This is a genomic window from Nocardia sp. NPDC059154, from assembly GCF_042755705.1.
Classification (GTDB): domain Bacteria; phylum Actinomycetota; class Actinomycetes; order Mycobacteriales; family Mycobacteriaceae; genus Nocardia.
On sequence record NZ_JBHZCS010000038.1, the window covers coordinates 72,126 to 92,846 of the forward strand.

The following is a 20,721-nucleotide window of genomic DNA, read 5'->3' on the forward strand; positions in this document are numbered from 1 at the left end:
TGCCTCCTCGCTCCCTGCCGCGTGGCACCGGTCAGCGCGGCATCGGATGTTCCGGGGGCTGGGACAGCTGATCGCGGGCGCAGCACTGCCCCGCCGATCACGATCGGCGGGGCAGTGCTGCGCGGAGGTGCCCGAGGGGCTCGAAACCGAAGGTTCAGTGGGGAATCGGGAAGTTGGCGCGGAACACGCCGTGTGGGTCGCGGGCCTGCTTGAGCTTTCGCAGCCGGTCCAAGGTGCCGGTGTCGAAAACCTCTGCGACACTGTCGCCGGCGGACAGGACGGTATACGGTTTGCGGCCGCTGACCCGCGCGCCCAGATCGGCGATGATGCGCTTCTGAGTGGCGTGTACCGCGGCAACTGTGTCGGGGTCCGAGCCGGTCGCCTGCAGAAACAGCGCGTAGGGCTCCGCGAACGGCGGAACCGCGCCTCGGGTGGGCTCGGCGAGCGCACCTCCCAGCTGCCGGATCTGGATGGCCATCATTGGATCGATCGGCTCGTGCAGCAGAATCTCGGCGGCGGTCTCGTCCAGTGCGGTCAGTAGCTCGGCACGCAGCAGTCCGGGGCCTGGGGCGGTGGGCTCGTTGACGATGGCGCCCAACTCGGCCGGGGACAATTCCCGGCGCGTATCCGCGAGGATGCCGTCGATCGTGTCCAGCCGTCGCAGCAGGTCCCGTCCACGCGCCGGTTCGCCGAGGTAGGCGGCGGCGATCGCGATTACCGGCGGAGCCTGCGGCAGCTCCAGCCGATTGAGCCAGACCGTGAGCTCGGCCGGTGCGTGATCGGTGATGTCCTGGAAGGCCGCACGGACCGCCTCGGTCTGCTCGGCCGGCCAGGCGATCAGGCCACCGAACAAGGCCGGCGCCGCGAACAGATCGAACTCCATTGCCGTCACCAGTGCGAAATCCCCGCCGCCGCCACGCAATGCCCAGAACAACTCCGGGTCGGACTCCGTGGTGACCCGGGCCTGATGACCGTCGGCATCGACGATGTCGAAGGCCCGGACGCTGTCGGCCGCCCAACCGTATTTGCGGCCGAACCACGACAATCCGCCACCGAGGGTATAGCCGACAACGCTGACCACCGGGGAGCTTCCGGCCAGCCCGGTCAAGCCGTGCGGGGCGGCCGCCGCCTGCAGCTGGCCCCAATTGGTTCCCGCGCCGACGCGGGCACGTCGCCGCGCCGGATCCACCTCGACCCGATCGAGCCGGCGCGTGCGCACCAGGATGGTGCCGGCGGTATCACCGGAAGCGCCGTGGCCGTTGGGCTGCGCGGTCACCGACAGGCCCGCGTCACGCGCGTAGCCGACCACGGCGGCCATATCCTCCGTGTCCTCGACGTGCACGACGGCCGCGACCGGCTGGTCGATATTCAGATTCCACGGTGTTCGTGCCGCATCGAACTCCTCGTCACCCGGCAGCAGTACCCGTCCGCGCACAGCAGATCGCAATGTGTTGTGGGACATTTGGATTCCTTTCGCTAAAAAATGGTCACCGCGTCGTGCCCGAGGCACTGGACGGAGCCTGGGCCCGGGTGGCCGGGTCGGTGGCAGGGGAGATGGGTGTGGGCATCGGAAAGGCCGCTTCGATATGGGCGGCCGCAGTCAGCGCGCGGCGCTCGGCGAATGGGGCGGTGATCAACTGGACCCCGATGGGAAGACCCTCGGCCGAGACGCCCGCGGGGACCGTGACGGCGGGCAGGGCCAGGTAGTTGGCGGCGATCGTGAGGCGGTGCGCCGCATACATGGTCGCGACCTGTGCGGTGCCGCCGAGGTCGTAGCCGACCGGCCAGGGCAGTTCGTCCGAGACCGGGCCGAGCACGATCGGATGCTCCGCGAGGAAGCGGGACCAGGCCACGCGGCGGGTGAGGCGCTCACCCAGCGCGGTCATGTAGCCCGCCAGATCCAGCGGCGGGAACAGGTCGATCGCCGCGTCCACGAAGGTGTTCAGTCCGGCGCTGCCGACTCGCCGCATGGCGTCGCGGCGCTGGACCACCACCTCGGTGGAGACCAATCGGCCGTAGTCGGCCGCCACCTCGCCCAAGTGCGGCGGATCCAGTTCGGCCACCGGATATCCCGCACGTTCGAGGGCGTCGGCGCAGCCGAGCAGCGCGGCCCGCACCTGCGGATCGATATCGTCACCGAGCGTGACGGCGACCGCGGGCAGGGCGGTATCGTTCGCGTCACGCACCGGAATCCATCCGGGATCGCGCGGGTCAGCACTGTCGCTGAGGACCTCGAAGGCGGTCGTCAGATCGCGCACGGTGCGCGCCAACGGCCCTGGTGCCGCGAACAATTGGTTCGTCGGTGCGGGTGCGGCGCCGGGCAGGCTCGAGGCCACCGCCACCCGGCCGGGCGTGGTGCGCAGGGAGGCGACTCCACAGAACGCGGCGGGTATCCGCAGCGAACCGCCGAAGTCGGTGCCCAGGCCGAGGGGCGTCATGCCCGCGGCTACCGCGGCGGCGTCACCGCCGCTGGAACCGCCCGGGCTGCGGGTCGGGTACCACGGATTCACCGTCGGGCCCGCCCCGTCGTTGTCGGTGTGCCAGCGAGTGGCGAAGTCCGGCATGTTCGTTCGCCCGATGACAATCGCCCCGGCTCGCCGCAGTGCGCACACCGCGGGTGCGTCCGCCGTCGCGACCGCCTGTCCGAAGGCCGCCACGCCCCAGGTGGTCGGGCTGCCCGCGACATCGAGGTTGTTCTTGACGGTGACCGGAACCCCGTGCAGCGGCCCGGTCGGCACCCTGCGGTCGGCCGCGGCTGCCTCCGCGCGCGCGGTCTCCGCGAATACCGTGGTGAGCGCGCCGATTTCGGAATCGACCTGCTCGATGCGTTCGAGATGCGCCTCGACGACCTGGGCCGCGGTGACCTCGCCCTCGGCGATCAGCGCCGCCAGCGAGACCGCGTCCCGCGTCCACAGCGCGTCGTCCCGGCCGGTCGTCACGATGCCTCCCGTTCGGCGAATACCGCTGCGGTGCGCGGTGTTCGGCTGTCGCCGATGGATTTGCCGAGGGTGATGAAGAAGACGATCAGCCCGGCGGTCAGCAGGATGTGGCCCAGACCCGCGCAGAGCGCGATCGCCTTATTGATGCTGCTGCCCAGCACGGTGAGGGTGCCGTGCAGCGTCATGACCGCGATGGTGATGGCCAGGCCGATGTTGTACAGCCAGAAGAACCAGGCGTACAGGCTTTTCCGGGCGCTGAGCGTGAACTGCTTCTCCAGGGGCAGCACGATGAGGAAGAACAGCATGCCCAGCGCCAGTACGTGGGTGTGCACGACACCGAGCTCCGTCTGCCCGGTGAAATGTTCGGCCTTGGTGATCTCGCGGTAGTAGAACCCGGAGATCAGGCCGATGATCATGTATATGTGAGCGGTATTGACCAGTGTTTTCATCGGGTTCATCGGGCGCTCACCGGTTTTCACGGCGCAGCAGCAGCGCGCCGCTGGCGGCCACCAGGGCGGCGGTGAAGCCGTGCACCTTCAGGGCGGTGGCGGTGGAGCCGCGGCGCACCAGGATGGTGAGCATGTCGCCGGTCGGGATGAGGGCGAGGCTGAGCACGGTGACGCCGACGGCGCGGCGCTGCCCGGCCGCGAGCAGGGCGAGCGGAATCAAGCCGGTGACCACATCGCGGACGCCTTTGACGTTCAGGAAGCCGTCGGCCTCAACGTGCGGCCACTCGGTGAAGCCGAACCCCGAGGCCATTCGCTGCGGGGCGAGCAGATAACCGCCGCCGACGGACATGATGAACCCGGCGCCCAGTACGGCGCCGGCCGTGCCGAGACGTTCGCCGAGTCGGCGGGAACCACGCACGGAAACAGCTGATTCCGTGTTCGGGGGGACGGACATGAGCACTCCTGGATCTGTGGGATACGCGTCCCGAGCATCCAGTGCGGTCCGTACCGTTCGCTGACGGTCGTTGTCAGCGAACTGTGCGCAGCAGTTCGAGCACCGCCTCGTCCGGAAGCCGGGCGCCCGCCAGGAATTCCGCGCTCAGGCGCACGGGCCCGAGCGCCGCCTCCGCCTGGTCGAGCGCCCGCCGCCGGAACGGGCCGATGCGGATCACCCCGGCTCTCCGGTTGATCCGGTCGGTGGCGCCGAGAATGCGGGCCGCGCGCCCCGGGGCGCCCTTCGCCAGGGCGACCAGGGCATAACCGATACCGACCTCGGCCAGTAGCGCCGCCGAGGTCTGGGCGGCCAGATCGCGGGGCAGGGCCAGCTCGCGCAGCGCGTCGTCCGGCCGCGCCGCTGCGACCAGGGTCGCCGCGTGCGCGGTGCTCACGAAGACCGGGTTCACGAAACGGACGGTGTCGTGGCGTCCGGCGGGCGGCGGGGCGGCGGGGAGCGGATGCTCGGACATCCGCCGGTACAGGTCCATCGCGCGGTCGTTGTCGCCGCGCAGATGGGCCAGGTGCGCCTGCGTCCCCGCCAGGAAACGCCCGGGTGCGGGGATGATGTGCGGGGTGATCAGGGCCTCGGCCCGCTCGAGATATGTTGCCGCGCCTCCGGTATCGCCGCCGACCAGGTGCATCTCCGCCGCGAAGAGCAGCACGCCCATGCGCTCACCGGCGCCCAGGTCGGCACTGAGCAGTTCCAGCGCGCTCGCGATCAGCGGTCGGGCGCTGTCCAGGCCGAGCATCCGGGTCCGGTAGCTGGCCAGGGAGATCAGGGCGCGGCTGTGTGAGCGGGTGTCACCGTGCGCGCTCAGGCAGGTCAGCGCCGCCTCCAGGGTGGGCAGGGCGCGGGCCGGATGGTCGCCGCCGAGTTCATCGAAACCTTTTGCTATCAGCGCATTTCCGCGTAGCCATGGATCGCCGGAGGTGGTGCACGCGGTCAACAGGCTGTCGTCGTCGGCGAGCAGGTCACGCAGCGCCAGGATGAGCACGAACATCGGGTGCGGGGGCCGATCCTCGGTGAGGGCCGCGCGGGTCAGCCGCTCGAATTGCCCCGTGCTCTCCCGGATTTGGCCCCACCAGATGTTGGTGAAGTACGCGGGCAGCTCCTCGGCGTATCGGCAGGCCAGATAGGCCCCGGTGCACCCCGGCGGCGGTGTGTCGCCGAGCAGGGCGAGGACCTCGCGGCGGCGTTCGGAGATGTCGCCGTGCAACCCGCGTAGCAGCCAATACCAGACGAGATTCGCGTACAGGCGAACCGCACGCTCACCGTCACCGACGTCCAGCGCCCAGCGCAGCCCGCTTTCGCAATTGCCGTGTTCGGCGATCAGCCGCGCGAGCCAATCGGGCTGTGCGGCAGTGCGTAATCCGTGGGCGGCGGCGTCGGTGAATTCCAGGAAGCAGTCGGCGTGGACGCGGGCGACCTCGTCCGCCTCGCCGGCCGCGGTCAATTCCGCGGTCGCGTAGGCCCGGATGGTCTCGACCATTCGGTAGCGCTGTCCATCGAAGTCCACCAACGACTTCGTCACCAGTGAGGTGACCGTGTCGATGGCGTCCGGACCGCACACCCGGGTGATGGCGTCCAAGGTCGCGCCGCCCGCGAATATCGAAAAACGCCGGGCCGCGGCGGCTTCCGCAGCCGTGAGCAGTTCCCAGCTCCAAGCGACGGCCGCGTGCAAGGTGCGATGGCGCGGGACCGCATGGCGAGTGCTGTTGGTGAGCAGCCGGAAGCGATCGGTGAGCCGCGCGCTGAGGTCCGGCAGCGGCAGGGTCCGCAGGCGGGCGGCGGCCAGTTCGATGGCCAGCGGCATGCCGTCCAGGCTGCGCACGATGGCGCGGATATCCGCGGAATTGCTTTCGGACAGCGCGAAATCCGGCAGTGCCGCGGTGGCGCGGTCGATGAACAGCCGGACCGCGGGCGATGCGGTGGCCGTCAGGAAATCCGCGTCGGCTTCGGGCAGGTCCAAGGTCCGGACCGGATACAGTCGTTCGCCCTCCACGCCGATCGGCTCCCGGCTCGTGGTGAGCACCCGCAGCAGGGGCAGCCGCAGCAACAGATCGTCGATCAGGCGCGCGGTCGCCTCCACGACATGCTCACAGTTGTCGAGTACCAACAGCATTCGGCGGCCGGACAGCGTCCGCTCCAGTACTTCGGCCCACTCCGTGGACAGTTCGTCGGGTCGCTCGAACTGTGCGAGCGCGTTCGCGATCGCCACTCCGACCGCGGTCACGGCAGGCCGGTCGGCTCGTTCTCGCTCGAGTGCGGCCAGTTCGACGAAGGCGTAACCATCCGCCCAGTCCATGGCGTGCGCCCCAACCGTCTCGGCGGCCAACCGGGTCTTTCCCACGCCCCCGGTACCCGACAGTGTCACCAGTCGGGCCTCGCGCAACGCCTGCCGCACACCTTCCACGTCGCGTCCGCGTCCGACGAAGCTGGTGTACCGCCGGGGCAGCAGCCGCACGGACACCTTCGATGCCCCGGTGGTTCGGGATGCTGCCGCAACTCCCGTACGACCCGATCCGCGCGCCGTTTCGAAGGCAGGTCCGTCGACTGCGGGATCAGTGGTTGTCGTGTGAATTTCGGCCAGGGCCGAGCGCAGTACCTCGGCGGGCGGCGTGCCGAGCTCCTCACGTAACAGGGCCTCGGTTCGTTGAAACTGCTGTATCGCCTCGGACTTTCGTCCCGCTGCTGCCAGCGCCCGCACCAGTCGCGCGGCCAGCGTCTCCCGGAACGGATGTGCCGCGACTTCCGTGCGGAGCTCACCCAGTACCTCGCCGCCTCGACCCAAGGCTCGCAAGGCGTCCGCTCGCAGTTCGACTGCTTCGAGCCGCTGCTCGGTCAATCGCAGTGCCGCGGCGCGCAATACCTCCGATTCCCCCACATCGATCAACGGCTCCCCGCGCCACAACGCGAGCGCGGTATCGAAGCACGCGATGGCTCGTTCGGCCTCCCCGGCCGCGAGCAATGCCCGCCCCGCCACGACCTCACGCGTGAACCGATGCACATCGACGTCCTCTGGCGCCAGTTCGAGCACATACCCGCCCCCGTCACTCCGCACCACCCCCGGCGCCGCTGCGCGCAACCGACTCGCCAAGGTCTGCAACGCATTCCCGGTCCCCGCCGGCGGGTCCTCCCCCCACACCCCGTCCACCAGTCGCGCCACCGGCACCACTCGCCCGGCTTCGAGCGCCAGCAACCCCAGCAGTGCCCGCACCCGCGGCCCCCCGACTGACGCCCTCGTCCCGTCCGCGGCCTCCACCACCACCGGACCAAATAGCCCTACCAGCATGAATCGTCCATCTCACGATCGATCCTGCGTGGCGCCGGGCCTCGCGTCAACCTGGGCCAACCCGGGTCCTCGCCGCATCGCGGCCATCGAACCAGCTCAGGCGGAAGCCGACGATGGCCGACGTTCGCGAGGACCGGATCGGTGTCGGCGCAGGGGATTTCGGGGCCGTTGCGGGAGGCGCGATTCACAATCGAAGTCCCTCACCGTGACTGCGCTGCCCGTCCCCGTCGGCAGCATGCCACAGAAGATCGACGAACCTGGCGAGTGTGGTCTGCTCGCCAGTTTGTCCGGAGGCAGCAGCTACCGACCAGCTGGATGACCGATCTCCATGGAGGACAGTAGCTTCCACTGCTCCACCGGGATGGTGAACGGTTCTGCGGGCAGAGCCTGCAGGCAGACGTGGTCGGCGCCGGCGGCGAGGTGGGCCGCGACCCGCCGGTCTACTTCGTCCTGGCCGACGGCGACCAGGGCGTCGAGAAGCCGATCGCTGCCGGTTCCGGCGAGATCGGCGTCGGTGAATCCGAGCCGGCGCCAGCTGTCACGGTATCCGGGATTGGACAGGTACGCACCGACATGCGCCCGGGCTCGGGTGCGGGCGCTGTCGTCGTCGCTTCCGACCACGACAGCCTGCTCGACCACGAGTGCGCGCTCCGGACCGAGAATGGCGCGAGCCTGCGAAGTATGTTCGGGCGGAACGAGATAGGTGATCGCACCGTCGGCGCGGTCCGCGGCCAACCGCAGGGCGCGCGGGCCGAGTGCGGCCAGCACGCGGGGCAGCGGGCCGGGGTCGGGTAGCCCGAGCCGGCCCCGCAGGGCGTCGGGCTGGTCGAGCTCGTCGAGGTATTCGCCCAGCGCGGCCAGTGGTTTGCGGTACTCCAGCCCGAGGACTCCCTCCACCACAAGGGGATTCGACGTCCCGAGGCCGAAGAGGAATCGGCCGGGGTGCGCGTCGAGCACCGCCCGCGCCGAGGCGCGCATCCAATGGGGATGCCGGCCGTAGATCACCGCGATCCCGGTACCCACCACCAGCGACCGGGTCGCGGCGAGCAGCCCGGCGGCGGTGACGAACGGGTCGTGCGCGAGCCCCTCGCTGAGCCAGATCGCGCCCAGTCCCGTCGCCTCGAGTTCGGCGGCCAGTTCGGCGACCATCGTGGGTGGTTGTAGATCGAGGCCGTTCACCCAGAGTCCGGTGCGCGGCATGTTCGGTGGAAGAGTCACGGTCAACCTCGGTGATCTATGATTTGGAATACCGTTCCGAATATATGGAATGGTATTCCGTTTGAGCAAGGAGTAGTTCGTGAGCGATGCTCAATCGCCCCCGCCGGGCGGTGTGCGGGCCGATGCCAGGCGCAGCCGGGCACGCGTGCTCGAGGCCGCGCGCGCCACCTTCGCTACCGAGGGTGTTGCGGTGTCGTTCAACGAGATCGCGCGCAGTGCCGGGGTCGGCGCGGCCACGCTGTACCGGCATTTCCCGAAGCGGGAGGACCTCATTGCCGCGGTGGTCGGCGAGAGCCTGGGTGAGGTGACTGCGCTGGCGGAATCCCTGTGTGCCGAAACCGATCTCGAGGACGTGCTGCGGCAATGGCTGGCCGCGCTGGTGTCACACATTCGTCGGGTCCGCGGGCTGTCGGAGGAGATCGTGCGCGCGCTCGAGACCCCAGGGAACCCGCTGGCGCCGCACTGTGCAGCGGCCATGGTTGCTGCGGAGGGCCTGTTGTCGAAGGCGCAGCGGGCCGGGTACGCGCGGGCGGGGGTCGCCGTCGACGACCTGGTCCGCATGGCGACGGCCATCGCATGGACCGGCGACCGATCGGCCGACGACGCGTCCGTCGACCGCCTGCTCGATCTGGTCCTGTGCGGAGTCCTCACCCGGCCGATCGCCCGGAACAATGCAGAGGCGGTGGGCTCCACGGAAACTCGTGACTGTGGAACCCGGGGATAGTGGTGCAGATGCCCGGGATCCGGCGGCCACGCCAACGCCGCTGATAATCCAGCAGTTCGAGCATTTCCGCAGATCCCGTCGCGCACTACCGCACGATGATGCCGGAATCCGCCGGGACCGGGCCTGCCGGTCTACGGTGCGCGTGGCCCGGTCATCGAACCAATCGGCGAGAGCTCTGGAGGATCTCACACATGCGCTGATCGAGTCTCTCTATCTTCATCCCGCAAAGCTCGAGCGTATGAAGCCTGCATCGAAGAGGCCCAATTCCTAACCGAAGTGGCTGGCCCGTTTCAACGACCATGACGGCGGTGAGCTCCCGCAGGAGTCGACCGCCGTCAGTGCTCGGGTCAGCCGTACACGGGCCAGGGCCTACTTCTTCAGCGCCGCCACCCCCTTGTAGTAGGCGGTGGCGGTGCCGCACATTGCCGAGCCGAGGGTGACGGCCAGATCCCAGTGGCCGCTGAGTTCACCCGTCACCAGGGTGACCAGGGCGGCGGCCAGCAGCACCGGCAGCGGGTACCGGGGCTCACGTGGAGGCTTGGCGGCGATCAGGACAATCACGGTGCGTTTCAAGGGACCTCCCCCTGTCGGTGGCCCCAGTGCCGGGTGGCGGTGGGACCTGAACGCCACGAACAGTCACAGCCGGAGATTTTCGTGTGGCAGATTCTTCCGAGCAGCCCAAATGCGTTCTGCAACAGGCTGATCAGCGTGCGCTACGGAATCGCAAAACGTTCGGTGTCGTCCTCGGCCGCCGCGGCCGCGAGGCCTTCGACAAGTTCAGGTGGCGCGCGAAATGGTGTGCGCCTCACCGTTGTGCGAAAGCGGCGGAGTCGGGTTCCAGTAGCGATCGCTGAAAATCCAACGGAGTCCACGTAGCGCCTGGTCGGATGGGGTGTGGTGACGTTATCGGGTCATCTTGCCGAGGTGCCGGTAGATGGTGGGGCGGGTGGCACCGAACTCGGCAGCAATCTGGCCGATGGTATAGCGACGCTTACCTTGCTCGTCGAGTTCGTCGTACATCTGCCGGGCTGGCGGTGGCCGAGTTTCGCTTTCTGGCCACCAGTACATTCTCGGGCGCGAGCGGCGGCCAGCCCGCCGCGAGTGCGTTCGGACATCAGGGCATGCTCGAACTTGGCTATCGCGCCGGGGATTTGGAAGAACATGCGGCCGACGGCGGTCGAGGTGTCGATGCCCTGGCTGTGCGCCTGCAGGGGTTGAGGTGGTTCCCCAACAACACCCGTGCCTGCGAGCGGTGCAGAGCCGCGCTCGAGTGAACTGACGCACCCGGCGAATGAGACATGCTTGTCGGCGACGTCACTTTTCGCCGATATCAACGGATCTCGGCCGCACCGACCGACGTCACAGTTCGCCGATGGCTGACGTCGGAATTCACCGGCATAGCCGGACGCGACTTTCCCGCATCCAACGATGTTCGACGTAGCCGCTGATCAGGCCCGACGGAAGGTTGGCTCTGTCCGCTCGCATCAGGTGCGAGAGAGTCGCATCCAATGCGAACTCGTAGGTGCCATGTCCGCAGACCTTCGTTCGTGAGACAGCTTCGGGGGCAGCGGTTTTCCGCAGCAACGTCACGCGCTCGGGGGTTCGCGACACATCCCCTGGCCATGCTCACGACCAGGCCGAACCGTCATATCCGTTGTTTTCCCGCGATTACTACCGGAACCCCACTACGGGCGGTGACGGCGACGGCGGTCAGGTCGGCGTGTGCTCGATCAATGTGGTGAGCGCGGCGCGCAGGTCGGGGCGGGCCGCATCGGAATACAGTTCGGTGAGCGCGATCTCGGCCACCATGGCGATGACCAGGTGCGCCACCGCGGGCGGGTCCGCCCAGCCCAGCTGCTCGATATCGGGCGCGATCGCCGCGGCGACCAGCTGATTGCGGGCGGTCACCTCGTCGAGCAGATCGGCCTCGGTGCGGGACTGGGCGAGAAAGGCTTTGGTGCCCCGGGTGGCGAGGCAGGCGTCGAGGTAGGCGGTGAGGCCGGCGCGCAGTCGCTCGCGGCCGGGCGCGAGGTCGCCGACGGCGGCGAGGACGAGACCGGTCAGCTCGTCGTGATACCGGCGGTGCAGGGTGACGACATAGCTGCGCCGATCCGGTCCCGGCCGCAGCGGCGGGCGCCATGGCGAGCTTCAGCTGTGGTGGTTTGCCGTCTACCCAGATAGCCGGAGTGCCTGATCCGCGATCTCCGTTCGATGCTTCTTCGGGAGCATCGACGGTCCGCATCTACGTGGTCACAACGCGCCGCGACCGCACACCTGACTATCAGCGCCCACCCGATCCCATATCCTCCACACGATCGCGGCCCGCCGATGACGATGCCGCGCCTACCGCCGTTCCGAGTTGCCCATCATGACCCGCGTAGGAGGACCGAGCATGGGCGTTTTCAGGTATCGGGTAGCGCATGCGCTGGGATTTCGCCCATGGGAAGTAGCGGCCCGGCAGCGCGATGTATCCCACATACTGGCCGCCGAATTCGATCAGGAGCAGGCAGGAGCACAGCCGCCCTCCTGGACCGCCTTGGATCTCGGCTGCGGCACCGGCGGGCACGCCGTGGAACTGGCCCGCCGCGGCTGGCGGGTCACCGGGGTCGACATCGTGCCGAAGGCGATCCGGCTCGCTACCAGGCGCGCCCGCGCCGCCGGCGTCGATGCCCGCTTCCTGGAAGGCGATATCACCGCCCTCCCGGCCGAGGTCGGCACGGGATACCGGCTGATTCTGGACTTCGGTGTCTTCCACGGCCTCACCGACCCCGAACGGCACACCATGGCCCGGCAGGTGGACACCGTCGCCGCCGCAGACGCAACCCTGCTCATGGTCGCGTTCGAACTGGGCCGCCATGGCCCACTGCCCCGCGGCGCCGCACCGGCGGACATCACGGCCGCATTCCCAGGTTGGACAATCATCGACGACGTGCCCCTACTGAAGGTGGCGGCCAGGATGGTCCACCTCTATCGGCTGCGCCGCACCGGGGTTCCGGGGTGTCGGTAAGAATCGCCCCGCGAGCACCGTTGAAGTGACCTCGCCAGCGCCCGCTCGGTGCTCTCCGGCATGTTCCGCTACGCCGTCCGCCGGGGCGCGCGGGAGGTCAATCCGGTTCGCGAGGTGGAACTGCCGTTGACTGCCCACCGTTCCGGGCGCGGGTCCGCGGGCCTGCGGGGGACGTGCACCGAAGGACCGCCGCCAAACTGCCGTCCCTCATCGGCTGCTTGTGGTTGCTACGCACGCTTAACTCCCTTGTGTCAGTGAAGAATTCGGTCTCTCGCGGCCAGGACAGCGCTGCGAGAACCTCAGCGTATACGCAGTTGCGTATACACACAATGCCTGGGTATACGCAGCGATGGGGTTGATGGCTTCAAGATCGCGCACAACGCATGCGACCAGCTCATATGCTTTGTTGTGCATTATTGATACTGGGTATACGCAACTGCGTATACTGAACGTCGTTGTCATTAGGTGGCTGACATGAAGGAAGGGGTGTGCTCTATGTCTGAACCGGCCTACGTAGCCATCGCAGGCGATTACGCACGGCGGATCCGCACAGGGGCTCTAGCGGGTGGCACTCAGCTGCCAAGCCAAGCGGAAATGGCGGCGCGCAACGGCGTCTCTGGAATCGTCATCCGGCAGGCCATAGAGCTCCTGACGAGTCTGGGGCTCGTCTATACCGTCGAGCGCCGCGGGGCATTTGTGGTGGATCGCCCGAACCTGGTGAGGATCTCGCCTGAACGTCAGATGGAGAGCCCTGAGACCACCTTCGGCAACGAATCGGATTACGACGTCCGGATCGAACGTGATGTGAATCGCGTGCAGGCGACCGAGGAACTAGCCCAGAATTTGGGAGTTGCTGTCGGCGAGGAGATTTCGCATGTCGTCACCAGGGCCACCGAAGACGGACGGCCGATCTCGATCTCGGACACGTTCCATCCTGTAGACGTCGAAGACTCATCGGAAGCTGCCTTCTTGGAAGAAGCTGTCGCCGATCGACTTCCTGCGCCAACGCATGCGGCGTGGCTGAAGACACCACCTGGAGATCTCGTCAAGACGGTCCACCAGCGGTTTCTAGCTGCCGATGACCGGGTCTTGATGGTGTCTGACGTTTCATATCCGCGAGATCGCTACGACGCCTTCGTATTCCGGATGGCGCTCAACCCTGAGGATGGTTACCGCGGTTAGGGTCGAAGGGTCCATCCCTGAGCGACGTCGGAGAGATTCCACCACGAAACAAACTGCGGGTCTTGTGTTTCCAGCTCCCAGCGCGCGGCGAGGACGTCGAAAAACGCATCATCGCCGGTCTTGCCGCCCTTGGGTTCTCCGATGAAGACCAGCTGGTTGCCACCCGCGTGTTCGAACTCGGCCAGTGCTTCGGAAGCCATCGGGCTGCCCCAGCCCGGTGGCCAGCACAGGAACAAGACGCGTTCTGACTGGTCGTCGCTCTGTGCCTTGTATTGATCGAGATCTCCTACGGCGAACCAAACATCCTGCTGGCCCGCGGTGTCCGGGAAGGATGGGTTAGCAGCCGTGTCCGGTGGTTCGGAGTCGTAGGCTTCCACCGTCAGCCCGGCCCTCGCCAGCTGTGCGGCCCAATAGCCGCGGCCAGCGCCGAGTTCAACGATTGTCCTGCCGGAGCAGAATTGGGAGACCCAACCGATGGTTTCGGGCGACGGGATTGCGTAGGCGTAAGCGGCTTGCAGCACTGTTTGGGCGTAGCCGAGCCGCGAACTGCCGTTCGCGCGGCCACCGCTGACCATGCGCCGGTTGTCATGTTCGAAGACCGACCCGCTGACAATGTCCCAGTAGGGGTTACCCGTCGCCGATTCGCCTCCGGTCAAGTAGTGAACCAGTCGAAGATCGAAGGCGGCGTCCGAACGCTCGTCGCCAGTGCCGGCCAGCATCGGCGCCGTCGACAGGTAGTCCGCGACCACGGGGTACTCGGCCCGCAGTCTGGCTTCGTCATCCAACAACGCCGCAAGCTCAGTGCGCCGCTCGTCGGTGAGTATCAACTCCGTCACCCTTCCGATTGTCCAGATGGCGGAGGCATCTCGTGGGTTGTTGCGTAACCGAATCGATCGCTGCCTGGTCACGGCGCTAACTAGGCCCGCCGATGGCGACAAGATCGCGACCTACGGATCACGGTTTCAGCGGTCGCTAGGAGATCGAATCCCACGTGAACGTTCCCTCAGTCGGATCTTGGTGCACTGCAACGAAACGCACTGTATCGATCACTAGCTCGGCGGATGTATCGACAGGCTGTAGCGCGTGATCCTCGACGACGACCGCGTGGCGCTATGTCACCAAGAGGTGGTGTCCGGCGCGTTGCCCGGCAGCGTGCACGATACGAAGGCTGCCTGGATCTGGCAGATCGCACGCGAGCTGCAACGCTGTGGACTGATCGTTCTGGCGGACAAGGGATATCACGGTGTCGACGGCCTGCTGACCCCGTACGTGGGGCGCAACAAGCCGGAATCGCAGAAGCAGGCCAATCGAGCCCACGCGAAGCTGCGCTGCCGTGGCGAACGCGCCATCGCACAGCTATTCACCCACAGACGCTGCCCGCGGCCGGTCCGGGAAATCGCGGTTACCCTAACGCCCGGATCCGTGAAAGTTGCTGTTGGGCTGTGGATCTCGCGGTGTGATACTGTCGCCGAAAATCGCCTGCGGGTGACTGGGGTTGAGTGAGGGGGAATATCGTTCAGGCTGCAGTCAAGCCTATGCCGAAAGTCTTGTGGAAGTACGGCGTGAAGATCAAAGCCTAAGTAGATGAGGCTGGGGTCGAAGGTACTTGATCCGACGGCTGTCTGAACGATGTTCTCATATGGTTGAGAGGAACGAGATGAGCAGCGACGCAGAGGATTTCATTCGTCGTATGTTGGCCGAAACCAGTACAGAGCCAGAAGATTCGGGTGATCTGTTAGCGGATCTTGCTAGGTTCAGCCACTATGCAACGGCTCTTGCAACGGCGCTCGATGGCGCTCGGCCCCGGCGACGGCATACGGCGGTCGGAAACGACGATAGTGGTGTAATCACCGTCACAATCGATGCTGATGGTCAGATCCTCGATGTTGGTGTGGCCGATGATTGGAATCACCGCATCGATCCTCGTCAACTCGGTGCGGCGGTTGTGAAAGCGGCGAACAATGCCATCGAAGCAAGTATCCAGGCCATGATGCCAGGCGACGTCGAGGCACTCGAACGGGTGGCGACCCTGAGGATCGAAGACTTCGACACGACACCTCCGGTGCAACCTGAGTTCATTCGCTCCGTGAACCAGCCGACGATGTCGATTGACCATTTAGCCAATGCTGTACTCACGGCAATGGAGTCTCCTGGGCCTTCCTTGGAACCACCGACGTTTGTTGGGCAGAGCGAAAGCTCTGATGGCTGGGTGACTGCCAAGGTATCTGCAATCGGCTTGGTGGCGTGCAGCGTGCCGGCGACCTGGGCGCTGGAGCAGCACAGTATTTCGATCAGATGGGCAATAATGGAAGCGATTGCCGACGCGCGCGAACACATGGCTGCTGCGCGTCCTGGATCTGCCGGAAGAAATGCGGATCTAAACCTGCTAATCAACGAAGGAATGAATCACCTAAGGTCCCTATAGTTGGACCTAAGTTAGAACCGAGTGTAGGTGAGAAGGGGAGCTACAAAGCGTGAGTCCAACAGCGCAGCAAGTGAAGGTTGCAACTGACACGTTGCGGACAGAAGCTGGGGTTTGGGACCAAGAGTCCGGCGAACTGCAAAAGATCGTTGATAAGTTGCCGGATATGCATTACAACCGCACTGAAGCGGGAATATTTCAAATGATGGTATCGCCGATGGATGATCTGGTCAATACTGTTTCGGATCGATGCAAAGAGGGTGTTCAGCGGTTCCATGATGTCGGTACAGGGTTGCGTACTGCCGCTACTACCTATGATGCCGAAGAAGCCAACAATACCCATCAGTTCAAGAATTTGTGGTAGGGGTGCGCAATGGAATTCAACGAAGACCTATTCAGGGCGCTGATCAAGGAAGTTCAGTCTAAGCTCAACGAGTTCAGTGGGAAGCTGGATGGTCTCCCAAGTTTGGCTGATGCGAAAACTGATCACTGGTATATTCCAAGCGCCGTCAAAAACGCATTGAAAACCGCTGTCAATGCTTTCTGTGCTGCTGGTAAGCGGATTTGGCGAACGCTGTGTGACATTGTCAAGGGTATCTTCGCGCCCATTGTGTTGGCCAAAACCGCGTGGGATTGGAACGAAGTAAAGAAATCTGCTACTTCTGCACAGGCTGCTACTGATCCCAATGTGCTGTCGGTAAACCGAGTTTGGAAGGGCACGGGCCAGGTGTCTTATGGCAAGACGAACACGGCGCAAAACACCGCAGCGAAGCGCATCGGTGATATGGGTAGCGGAGCCGCGCTTGCGCTGATGGCCTCAGCGGCGGGTGGATTTACTTTCTACGCGGTGATTGGTGCTCTGCTTACTAAGCTGATTGAGGTAACAGCAGCCGTAGCATTCGCGATCGGAACGGTCGTTTATGCTTGGGCTGGGATCGCTACAGAGACGATTGAGCTAGGTATTGATGCGGCCGCGATCTGGGGTGCCGTTGCCGCTTTGACTGCTCTACTCGGCGCACAAGCGACTGCTCTCACCAATCTCAAGTCAATTGCTAGCGATGTAAGTGGATTTCCGCATGGGCAATGGCCGGATCCGCTCACATCCACGTTTAGTGATTCCAGTGTGCTCGGCGGAACTGCCCCATGGTCGATCGCGTGAACCCACAAGAGTCGGTTGAGCGACGGTTTTTTCCACCTGAAGGTCGGATAGCCCTGGCAGGGCTTATCCCTCTACCTGTGTGCTTGTGGGCGTTCGACTCCTCGCTGAGCCCCAAACACAACGGATCGTATCTGGTCGATGGTGCGAATCTGGCTGTGGTAAGGATCGCCATTGTTTTGATGGTAGTGGGCGCTGTTGTTGCCCAACTTCCATTCCACGGACTCCGTTCAATCTATTACGCAATCGCTGCTCTGTCGGCCGTATGCAGTGCTGTCATAATATTCGAGTCGATACGGATAGGTTTCGAAGCGCACGATATCGTCGCTAGCTTGATCGTAGCCCCGGTCTTGGTGGGCAACCTCGCTGTATTGACGGGGCTGGTTAAGGTGGCCAGATCCGTAGAGCGGTGAGATGCGATGACGGTCTCGAAGTTCGTCTACCTTCTCCGCGCAGCTTTGTTGGTCACAAATCGTTAGAGCTTGTCGCCGAGCCGAGCCTTGCGATGGGCGTCGCGGGCCCGGGCCTCGGCGGTGGCGCGAGCGTATCGGCCGATCATCTGGCGGGATCGCCAACCGGCCAGCATCATCAGGTCCTGCTCTTGGCCGCCGTTGGCAAGCCAGTTGTGGGCGAAGAAGTGCCGGAGTTGGTGGGGGTGGATGTGGGGGATGCCCGCAGCCTCGGCACGGCGCTCCAGGATTTGGTAGATGCCCCAGCTGGTCATTCGGCCGCGCTTGCCGAGCCAGAGGGCGGGATTGTCGTTGGCGGCCTTGGGATGTCGCGCACGGATCCGGAGGTAGCGGCGTAAGGCGATGCGGGTCTTGTCGCCGAAGGGGAGGACGCGGGGCCGGCGACCCTTGCCGATGACCAGAGCGGTGTTCTCCTGGAAGTCGAGGGCGTCGATTTCAAGAGCGGCGATCTCCCCGATCCGGGGGCCGATATCGGTGAGCAAGCGGATGATCGCGGTGTCTCGGCGGGCTTCGAAGTCGGTGCCTTCGCAGGCCGCTAACAGTTTCCGGAGATCCTCGATCGGCGGCACTGGGACCGGCTTCTCGGGGACGTGGGGCGGGCTCATCTTGTCGAACGGGTTGGACTCGAGGATGCCTTCGGATTCCAGGTAGGCGCAGAACTGTTGCAGGCTGCGGTACTGGCGGTTGGCGTACTCCGGCGTGAGGGGTTTGCCGGTCCGGCGGTTCGCGCGGTTGAGCGTATCGATGATGTACGCGCCGATGGTGTCGCGGGTCAGGGCGTCGGCGTTGGGCTCGATCGGCGGGGACTGGGCTTTCAGGAAATCGACGAAGTAGCCGACATCGCGGCTGTACACGTCGATGGTGCCCTTGGCCTTGTTGGTGCGCCGTAGCTCGGTGACGAAGTCCTCCAGAAGCTCGCAGATGGCGTCGAGATCCTGCCCCATCTCACGAGTCTAATCGTGAAAGTTCCTTGGTGTTTGAGCCTTGTACGGGCTGGGTATTGGTGAACCTGACAGCGTTTACGCTGGTCAGGCACCCGATGCGCCCCCGGCAGGAATCGAACCTGCGACCTAGGGATTAGAAGGCCCTTGCTCTATCCAACTGAGCTACGGAGGCAGTGCGGGCATCGGCGGTGATGCGGGCTCCAAACACCTTGACCGAAATCGATCTCGGTGTCCAGCGCGTTAAGTATAGCGAGCGTCCAGATCAGCAAAGCTGGGTCGCGTAGCAACTGTTCGGCGCGTCGGGGCGGTTGTGCAGACCGGAGGACCGGAAACCCCAGGGGAGTCTGGACGGGCGCTCCGAACTACGCTGGGCCCATGTCGTCAGTGCAGGACCCGCCCGCAGGATCGGATGTTTCGGCGAATCGGTCGGGTTCGGGGGTGACGTTCGCGGCGATCACGGCACTGGGTGGCGCGGCGACCGCGCTGGTCGCGGCACTGGTCGTGGCGTTGTCCGCGGCGCAGGCGCTGACCCTGCTGGGCATTCCGGATCCGGGACCGCTGACCACCTACGGGCTGCCGGCGGTGCGGGCGGTCGCGGATTTCTCGGCGGCGCTGACCGTCGGGTCGCTGCTGTTCGCCGCGTTCTTCGTGCCGCCGCAGCGCAGCGGGCTGCTCGACGTGGGCGGGTATCGGGCGTTGCGGCGCGCCGGGAACGCGGCGCTGGCTTGGGCGGCCGCGGCGGCGTTGCTGGTGCCGTTGACCCTGTCGGACACCACCGGGCAACCACTGCAGGATTCGCTGCGGCCCGAGGAGGTGTGGCGCGCCGCGGACAAGGTCGATGTGGCCGGGTCGTGGCGATTCACCGTGTTCATGGTGGTGGTGCTGGCCATCGGCTGCCGGGTGGCGCTGCGCTGGGGCTGGACGCCGGTACTGCTGTGGCTGTCGGTGCTGTCGCTGCTGCCGGTCGCCCTGACCGGGCATTCCTCGTCGGGCGGCGCGCACGATCTGGCCACCAACAGCCTGATCCTGCACCTGGTTTCGGCCTGTTTCTGGGTGGGCGGCCTGTTCGCGGTGCTGGCCTACGCACTGCGGGATGGCAAACACACCGCGCTCGCCGTGCGCCGGTTCTCGAAAGTGGCGACCGTCTCATTCGTGGTCATCGCGATCAGCGGTGTGATCAACGCCTATGTCCGGGTGCCGCTGTCGGATCTGTTCAGCACCACCTACGGCAAGCTTGTGCTGGCCAAGGCCGCCGCGCTGATCCTGCTCGGCATTGTGGGGTTCCTGCAGCGGCAGCGCGCCATCCCGGATCTGGAGAAGGATCCGCAGGATCGCGGCGCGCTCATTCGCTTCGCGGGCGTCGAGGCGCTGATCTTCGCGGCCACCGTCGGCCTGGCCGTGGGCCTGGGCCGCACTCCGCCGCCGGACCTGCGCACGGTGCCCACGCCGACCGAGGTGGAGATCGGCTACAACCTGGCCGGCCCGCCGAATATCGAGCGGCTGCTGTTCGACTGGCGTTTCGACCTCGTCTTCGGGACCCTCGCGCTCGTATTGGCCGTGGTCTACGTGCTGGGTGTGCTGCGGCTGCGCAAGCGCGGCGATTCCTGGCCGGTCGGCCGGACCATTGCCTGGCTCGCGGGTTGCGCCACCCTGCTGATCGCCACCAGTTCCGGTGTCGGCCGCTACGCCCCGGCCATGTTCAGCGTGCACATGGCCCAGCACATGATGCTGTCCATGCTGGCCCCGATCCTGTTCGCGCTGGGCGGCCCGGTGCTGCTGGCGCTGCGGGCGATTCAACCGGCCGGTCGGGACGCACCGCCCGGGCCGCGCGAATGGATCCTGGCGGCCGTGCACAATCCGGTGTCGCGCTTCATGACGCAGCCCGTGGTGGCCTCGGTGTTCTTCGTGGCCGGTTTCTACGCGCTGTACCTGGGCGGCATCTTCGACAAGTTTGTCGGCACGCACGGCGCGCACCTGGTGATGAACGTGCACTTCCTGCTCAGCGGATACCTCTTCTACTGGGTGGTGATCGGCATCGATCCGAAGCCGCGCCCGGTGGAGCCGCTCACCAAACTGGGCATGGTGTTCGGTTCGCTGCCCTTCCACGCCTTCTTCGGCATCGCGCTGATGAGCATGGATACCGTGATGGGCGGCTGGTTCTATCGCGGTCTGGGCCTGTCCTGGAACCATGATCTGCTCGCCGATCAGCACACCGGCGGTAGCCTCGCCTGGGCCAGCGGTGAAGTACCGCTGGTGGTGGTGATGCTGGCGCTGCTCATCCAGTGGTCACGCAGCGACAAACGCCTGGCGAACCGGCTCGATCGCAAGGCCGAACGTGACGACGACGCGGACCTGACGGCGTACAACGCCATGTTCGCCGAGCTCGCCCGGCGTGACGGAGAGGTGCGCAAGTGAACGACGT

At 65.8% G+C, this 20,721-nt stretch carries 19 protein-coding genes, 1 tRNA gene and 1 pseudogene; 9 read left to right on the forward strand and 12 right to left on the reverse strand.

Annotation, left to right across the window (positions count from 1 at the left end; all coding sequences use genetic code 11):
* Positions 1–154: 154 nt before the first annotated feature.
* The 6 genes from ACFXN1_RS29590 to ACFXN1_RS29615 all read right to left on the reverse strand — a co-directional run bounded on the left by ACFXN1_RS29590 (position 155) and on the right by ACFXN1_RS29615 (position 8,394).
* Complete coding sequence (locus ACFXN1_RS29590) at positions 155–1,462, reverse strand: FAD-binding oxidoreductase (protein WP_379446117.1); 1,308 nt, start codon at positions 1,460–1,462, stop codon at positions 155–157.
* Positions 1,463–1,487: 25 nt separating this feature from the next.
* Entirely contained in the window at positions 1,488–2,939 is a 1,452-nt protein-coding gene (locus tag ACFXN1_RS29595; RefSeq protein ID WP_379446116.1) for an amidase family protein, read from the reverse strand.
* The gene (locus ACFXN1_RS29600; RefSeq protein WP_379446114.1) at positions 2,936–3,397 is read right to left on the reverse strand and encodes a DUF2871 domain-containing protein; all 462 of its coding nucleotides are present in this window, start codon (positions 3,395–3,397) and stop codon (positions 2,936–2,938) included. The genes ACFXN1_RS29595 and ACFXN1_RS29600 overlap by 4 nt, the downstream gene beginning before the upstream one ends.
* 7 nt (positions 3,398–3,404) lie before the next feature.
* Entirely contained in the window at positions 3,405–3,842 is a 438-nt protein-coding gene (locus tag ACFXN1_RS29605; protein ID WP_379399013.1) for a DUF4267 domain-containing protein, read from the reverse strand.
* Positions 3,843–3,915: 73 nt separating this feature from the next.
* Positions 3,916–7,101, reverse strand: coding sequence for a BTAD domain-containing putative transcriptional regulator (locus tag ACFXN1_RS29610; protein WP_379463716.1), 3,186 nt, complete (start codon positions 7,099–7,101; stop codon positions 3,916–3,918).
* Positions 7,102–7,476: 375 nt separating this feature from the next.
* Positions 7,477–8,394, reverse strand: a complete 918-nt coding sequence (locus ACFXN1_RS29615; RefSeq protein ID WP_379446112.1) for a TIGR03620 family F420-dependent LLM class oxidoreductase — start codon at positions 8,392–8,394, stop codon at positions 7,477–7,479.
* 79 nt (positions 8,395–8,473) lie between these two features.
* On the opposite strand from ACFXN1_RS29615, the gene ACFXN1_RS29620 reads away from it, so the two are divergent.
* A complete protein-coding gene (locus ACFXN1_RS29620; RefSeq protein ID WP_379446111.1) occupies positions 8,474–9,118 on the forward strand; it encodes a TetR/AcrR family transcriptional regulator in 645 nt (214 codons plus the stop codon).
* 369 nt (positions 9,119–9,487) lie between these two features.
* On the opposite strand, the gene ACFXN1_RS29625 is transcribed toward ACFXN1_RS29620, so the two are convergent.
* Complete coding sequence (locus tag ACFXN1_RS29625) at positions 9,488–9,691, reverse strand: hypothetical protein (protein ID WP_379446110.1); 204 nt, start codon at positions 9,689–9,691, stop codon at positions 9,488–9,490.
* Between the two features lie 338 nt (positions 9,692–10,029).
* Entirely contained in the window at positions 10,030–10,269 is a 240-nt protein-coding gene (locus tag ACFXN1_RS29630; RefSeq protein ID WP_379399036.1) for a hypothetical protein, read from the reverse strand.
* Here ACFXN1_RS29630 and ACFXN1_RS29635 point away from each other — a divergent pair.
* A complete protein-coding gene (locus tag ACFXN1_RS29635) occupies positions 10,153–10,392 on the forward strand; it encodes a hypothetical protein (RefSeq protein ID WP_379446118.1) in 240 nt (79 codons plus the stop codon). The two genes, ACFXN1_RS29630 and ACFXN1_RS29635, sit on opposite strands and share 117 nt — an antisense overlap.
* A gap of 436 nt (positions 10,393–10,828) precedes the next feature.
* On the opposite strand, the gene ACFXN1_RS29640 is transcribed toward ACFXN1_RS29635, so the two are convergent.
* Positions 10,829–11,026, reverse strand: a complete 198-nt coding sequence (locus ACFXN1_RS29640; RefSeq protein WP_379463717.1) for a hypothetical protein — start codon at positions 11,024–11,026, stop codon at positions 10,829–10,831.
* A 484-nt stretch (positions 11,027–11,510) separates the two neighbouring features.
* Between ACFXN1_RS29640 and ACFXN1_RS29645 the strand changes: the two genes are divergently transcribed.
* Both ACFXN1_RS29645 and ACFXN1_RS29650 read left to right on the forward strand, forming a co-directional pair.
* The gene (locus ACFXN1_RS29645; RefSeq protein ID WP_379444331.1) at positions 11,511–12,125 is read left to right on the forward strand and encodes a class I SAM-dependent methyltransferase; all 615 of its coding nucleotides are present in this window, start codon (positions 11,511–11,513) and stop codon (positions 12,123–12,125) included.
* Positions 12,126–12,599: 474 nt separating this feature from the next.
* Positions 12,600–13,307: a GntR family transcriptional regulator gene (locus ACFXN1_RS29650; protein ID WP_379444330.1), complete on the forward strand. Its 708-nt coding sequence runs from the start codon at positions 12,600–12,602 to the stop codon at positions 13,305–13,307.
* On the opposite strand, the gene ACFXN1_RS29655 is transcribed toward ACFXN1_RS29650, so the two are convergent.
* Positions 13,304–14,143 (reverse strand): hypothetical protein, encoded by an 840-nt coding sequence (locus ACFXN1_RS29655; protein ID WP_379444328.1) that lies wholly within the window; start codon positions 14,141–14,143, stop codon positions 13,304–13,306. The genes ACFXN1_RS29650 and ACFXN1_RS29655 overlap by 4 nt on opposite strands.
* A gap of 292 nt (positions 14,144–14,435) precedes the next feature.
* On the opposite strand from ACFXN1_RS29655, the pseudogene ACFXN1_RS29660 reads away from it, so the two are divergent.
* The 4 genes and pseudogenes from ACFXN1_RS29660 to ACFXN1_RS29675 all read left to right on the forward strand — a co-directional run.
* Positions 14,436–14,708, forward strand: a pseudogene (locus tag ACFXN1_RS29660) (transposase family protein); the annotation flags it as partial.
* 256 nt (positions 14,709–14,964) lie between these two features.
* Positions 14,965–15,732, forward strand: a complete 768-nt coding sequence (locus tag ACFXN1_RS29665; protein WP_379444327.1) for a hypothetical protein — start codon at positions 14,965–14,967, stop codon at positions 15,730–15,732.
* A gap of 49 nt (positions 15,733–15,781) precedes the next feature.
* The gene (locus ACFXN1_RS29670) at positions 15,782–16,093 is read left to right on the forward strand and encodes a hypothetical protein (protein ID WP_379444326.1); all 312 of its coding nucleotides are present in this window, start codon (positions 15,782–15,784) and stop codon (positions 16,091–16,093) included.
* Positions 16,094–16,102: 9 nt separating this feature from the next.
* Complete coding sequence (locus tag ACFXN1_RS29675) at positions 16,103–16,888, forward strand: hypothetical protein (protein WP_379444324.1); 786 nt, start codon at positions 16,103–16,105, stop codon at positions 16,886–16,888.
* Positions 16,889–17,360: 472 nt separating this feature from the next.
* On the opposite strand, the gene ACFXN1_RS29680 is transcribed toward ACFXN1_RS29675, so the two are convergent.
* The gene (locus tag ACFXN1_RS29680) at positions 17,361–18,299 is read right to left on the reverse strand and encodes a tyrosine-type recombinase/integrase (RefSeq protein WP_379444323.1); all 939 of its coding nucleotides are present in this window, start codon (positions 18,297–18,299) and stop codon (positions 17,361–17,363) included.
* A 98-nt stretch (positions 18,300–18,397) separates the two neighbouring features.
* A tRNA-Arg gene (locus ACFXN1_RS29685) sits at positions 18,398–18,471 on the reverse strand.
* A 203-nt stretch (positions 18,472–18,674) separates the two neighbouring features.
* On the opposite strand from ACFXN1_RS29685, the gene ACFXN1_RS29690 reads away from it, so the two are divergent.
* Positions 18,675–20,714, forward strand: coding sequence for a cytochrome c oxidase assembly protein (locus ACFXN1_RS29690; protein WP_379444322.1), 2,040 nt, complete (start codon positions 18,675–18,677; stop codon positions 20,712–20,714).
* The last annotated feature ends 7 nt before the right edge of the window (positions 20,715–20,721 follow it).

Coding starts and splice junctions, on each gene's coding strand:
- ACFXN1_RS29590 (WP_379446117.1), bottom strand. CDS start 1,462: ATGTCCCACAACACATTGCGATCTGCTGTGCGCGGACGGGTACTGCTG.
- ACFXN1_RS29600 (WP_379446114.1), bottom strand. CDS start 3,397: ATGAACCCGATGAAAACACTGGTCAATACCGCTCACATATACATGATC.
- ACFXN1_RS29605 (WP_379399013.1), bottom strand. CDS start 3,842: ATGTCCGTCCCCCCGAACACGGAATCAGCTGTTTCCGTGCGTGGTTCC.
- ACFXN1_RS29645 (WP_379444331.1), top strand. CDS start 11,511: ATGGGCGTTTTCAGGTATCGGGTAGCGCATGCGCTGGGATTTCGCCCA.
- ACFXN1_RS29650 (WP_379444330.1), top strand. CDS start 12,600: ATGAAGGAAGGGGTGTGCTCTATGTCTGAACCGGCCTACGTAGCCATC.
- ACFXN1_RS29665 (WP_379444327.1), top strand. CDS start 14,965: ATGAGCAGCGACGCAGAGGATTTCATTCGTCGTATGTTGGCCGAAACC.
- ACFXN1_RS29675 (WP_379444324.1), top strand. CDS start 16,103: ATGGAATTCAACGAAGACCTATTCAGGGCGCTGATCAAGGAAGTTCAG.
- ACFXN1_RS29680 (WP_379444323.1), bottom strand. CDS start 18,299: ATGGGGCAGGATCTCGACGCCATCTGCGAGCTTCTGGAGGACTTCGTC.
- ACFXN1_RS29690 (WP_379444322.1), top strand. CDS start 18,675: ATGTCGTCAGTGCAGGACCCGCCCGCAGGATCGGATGTTTCGGCGAAT.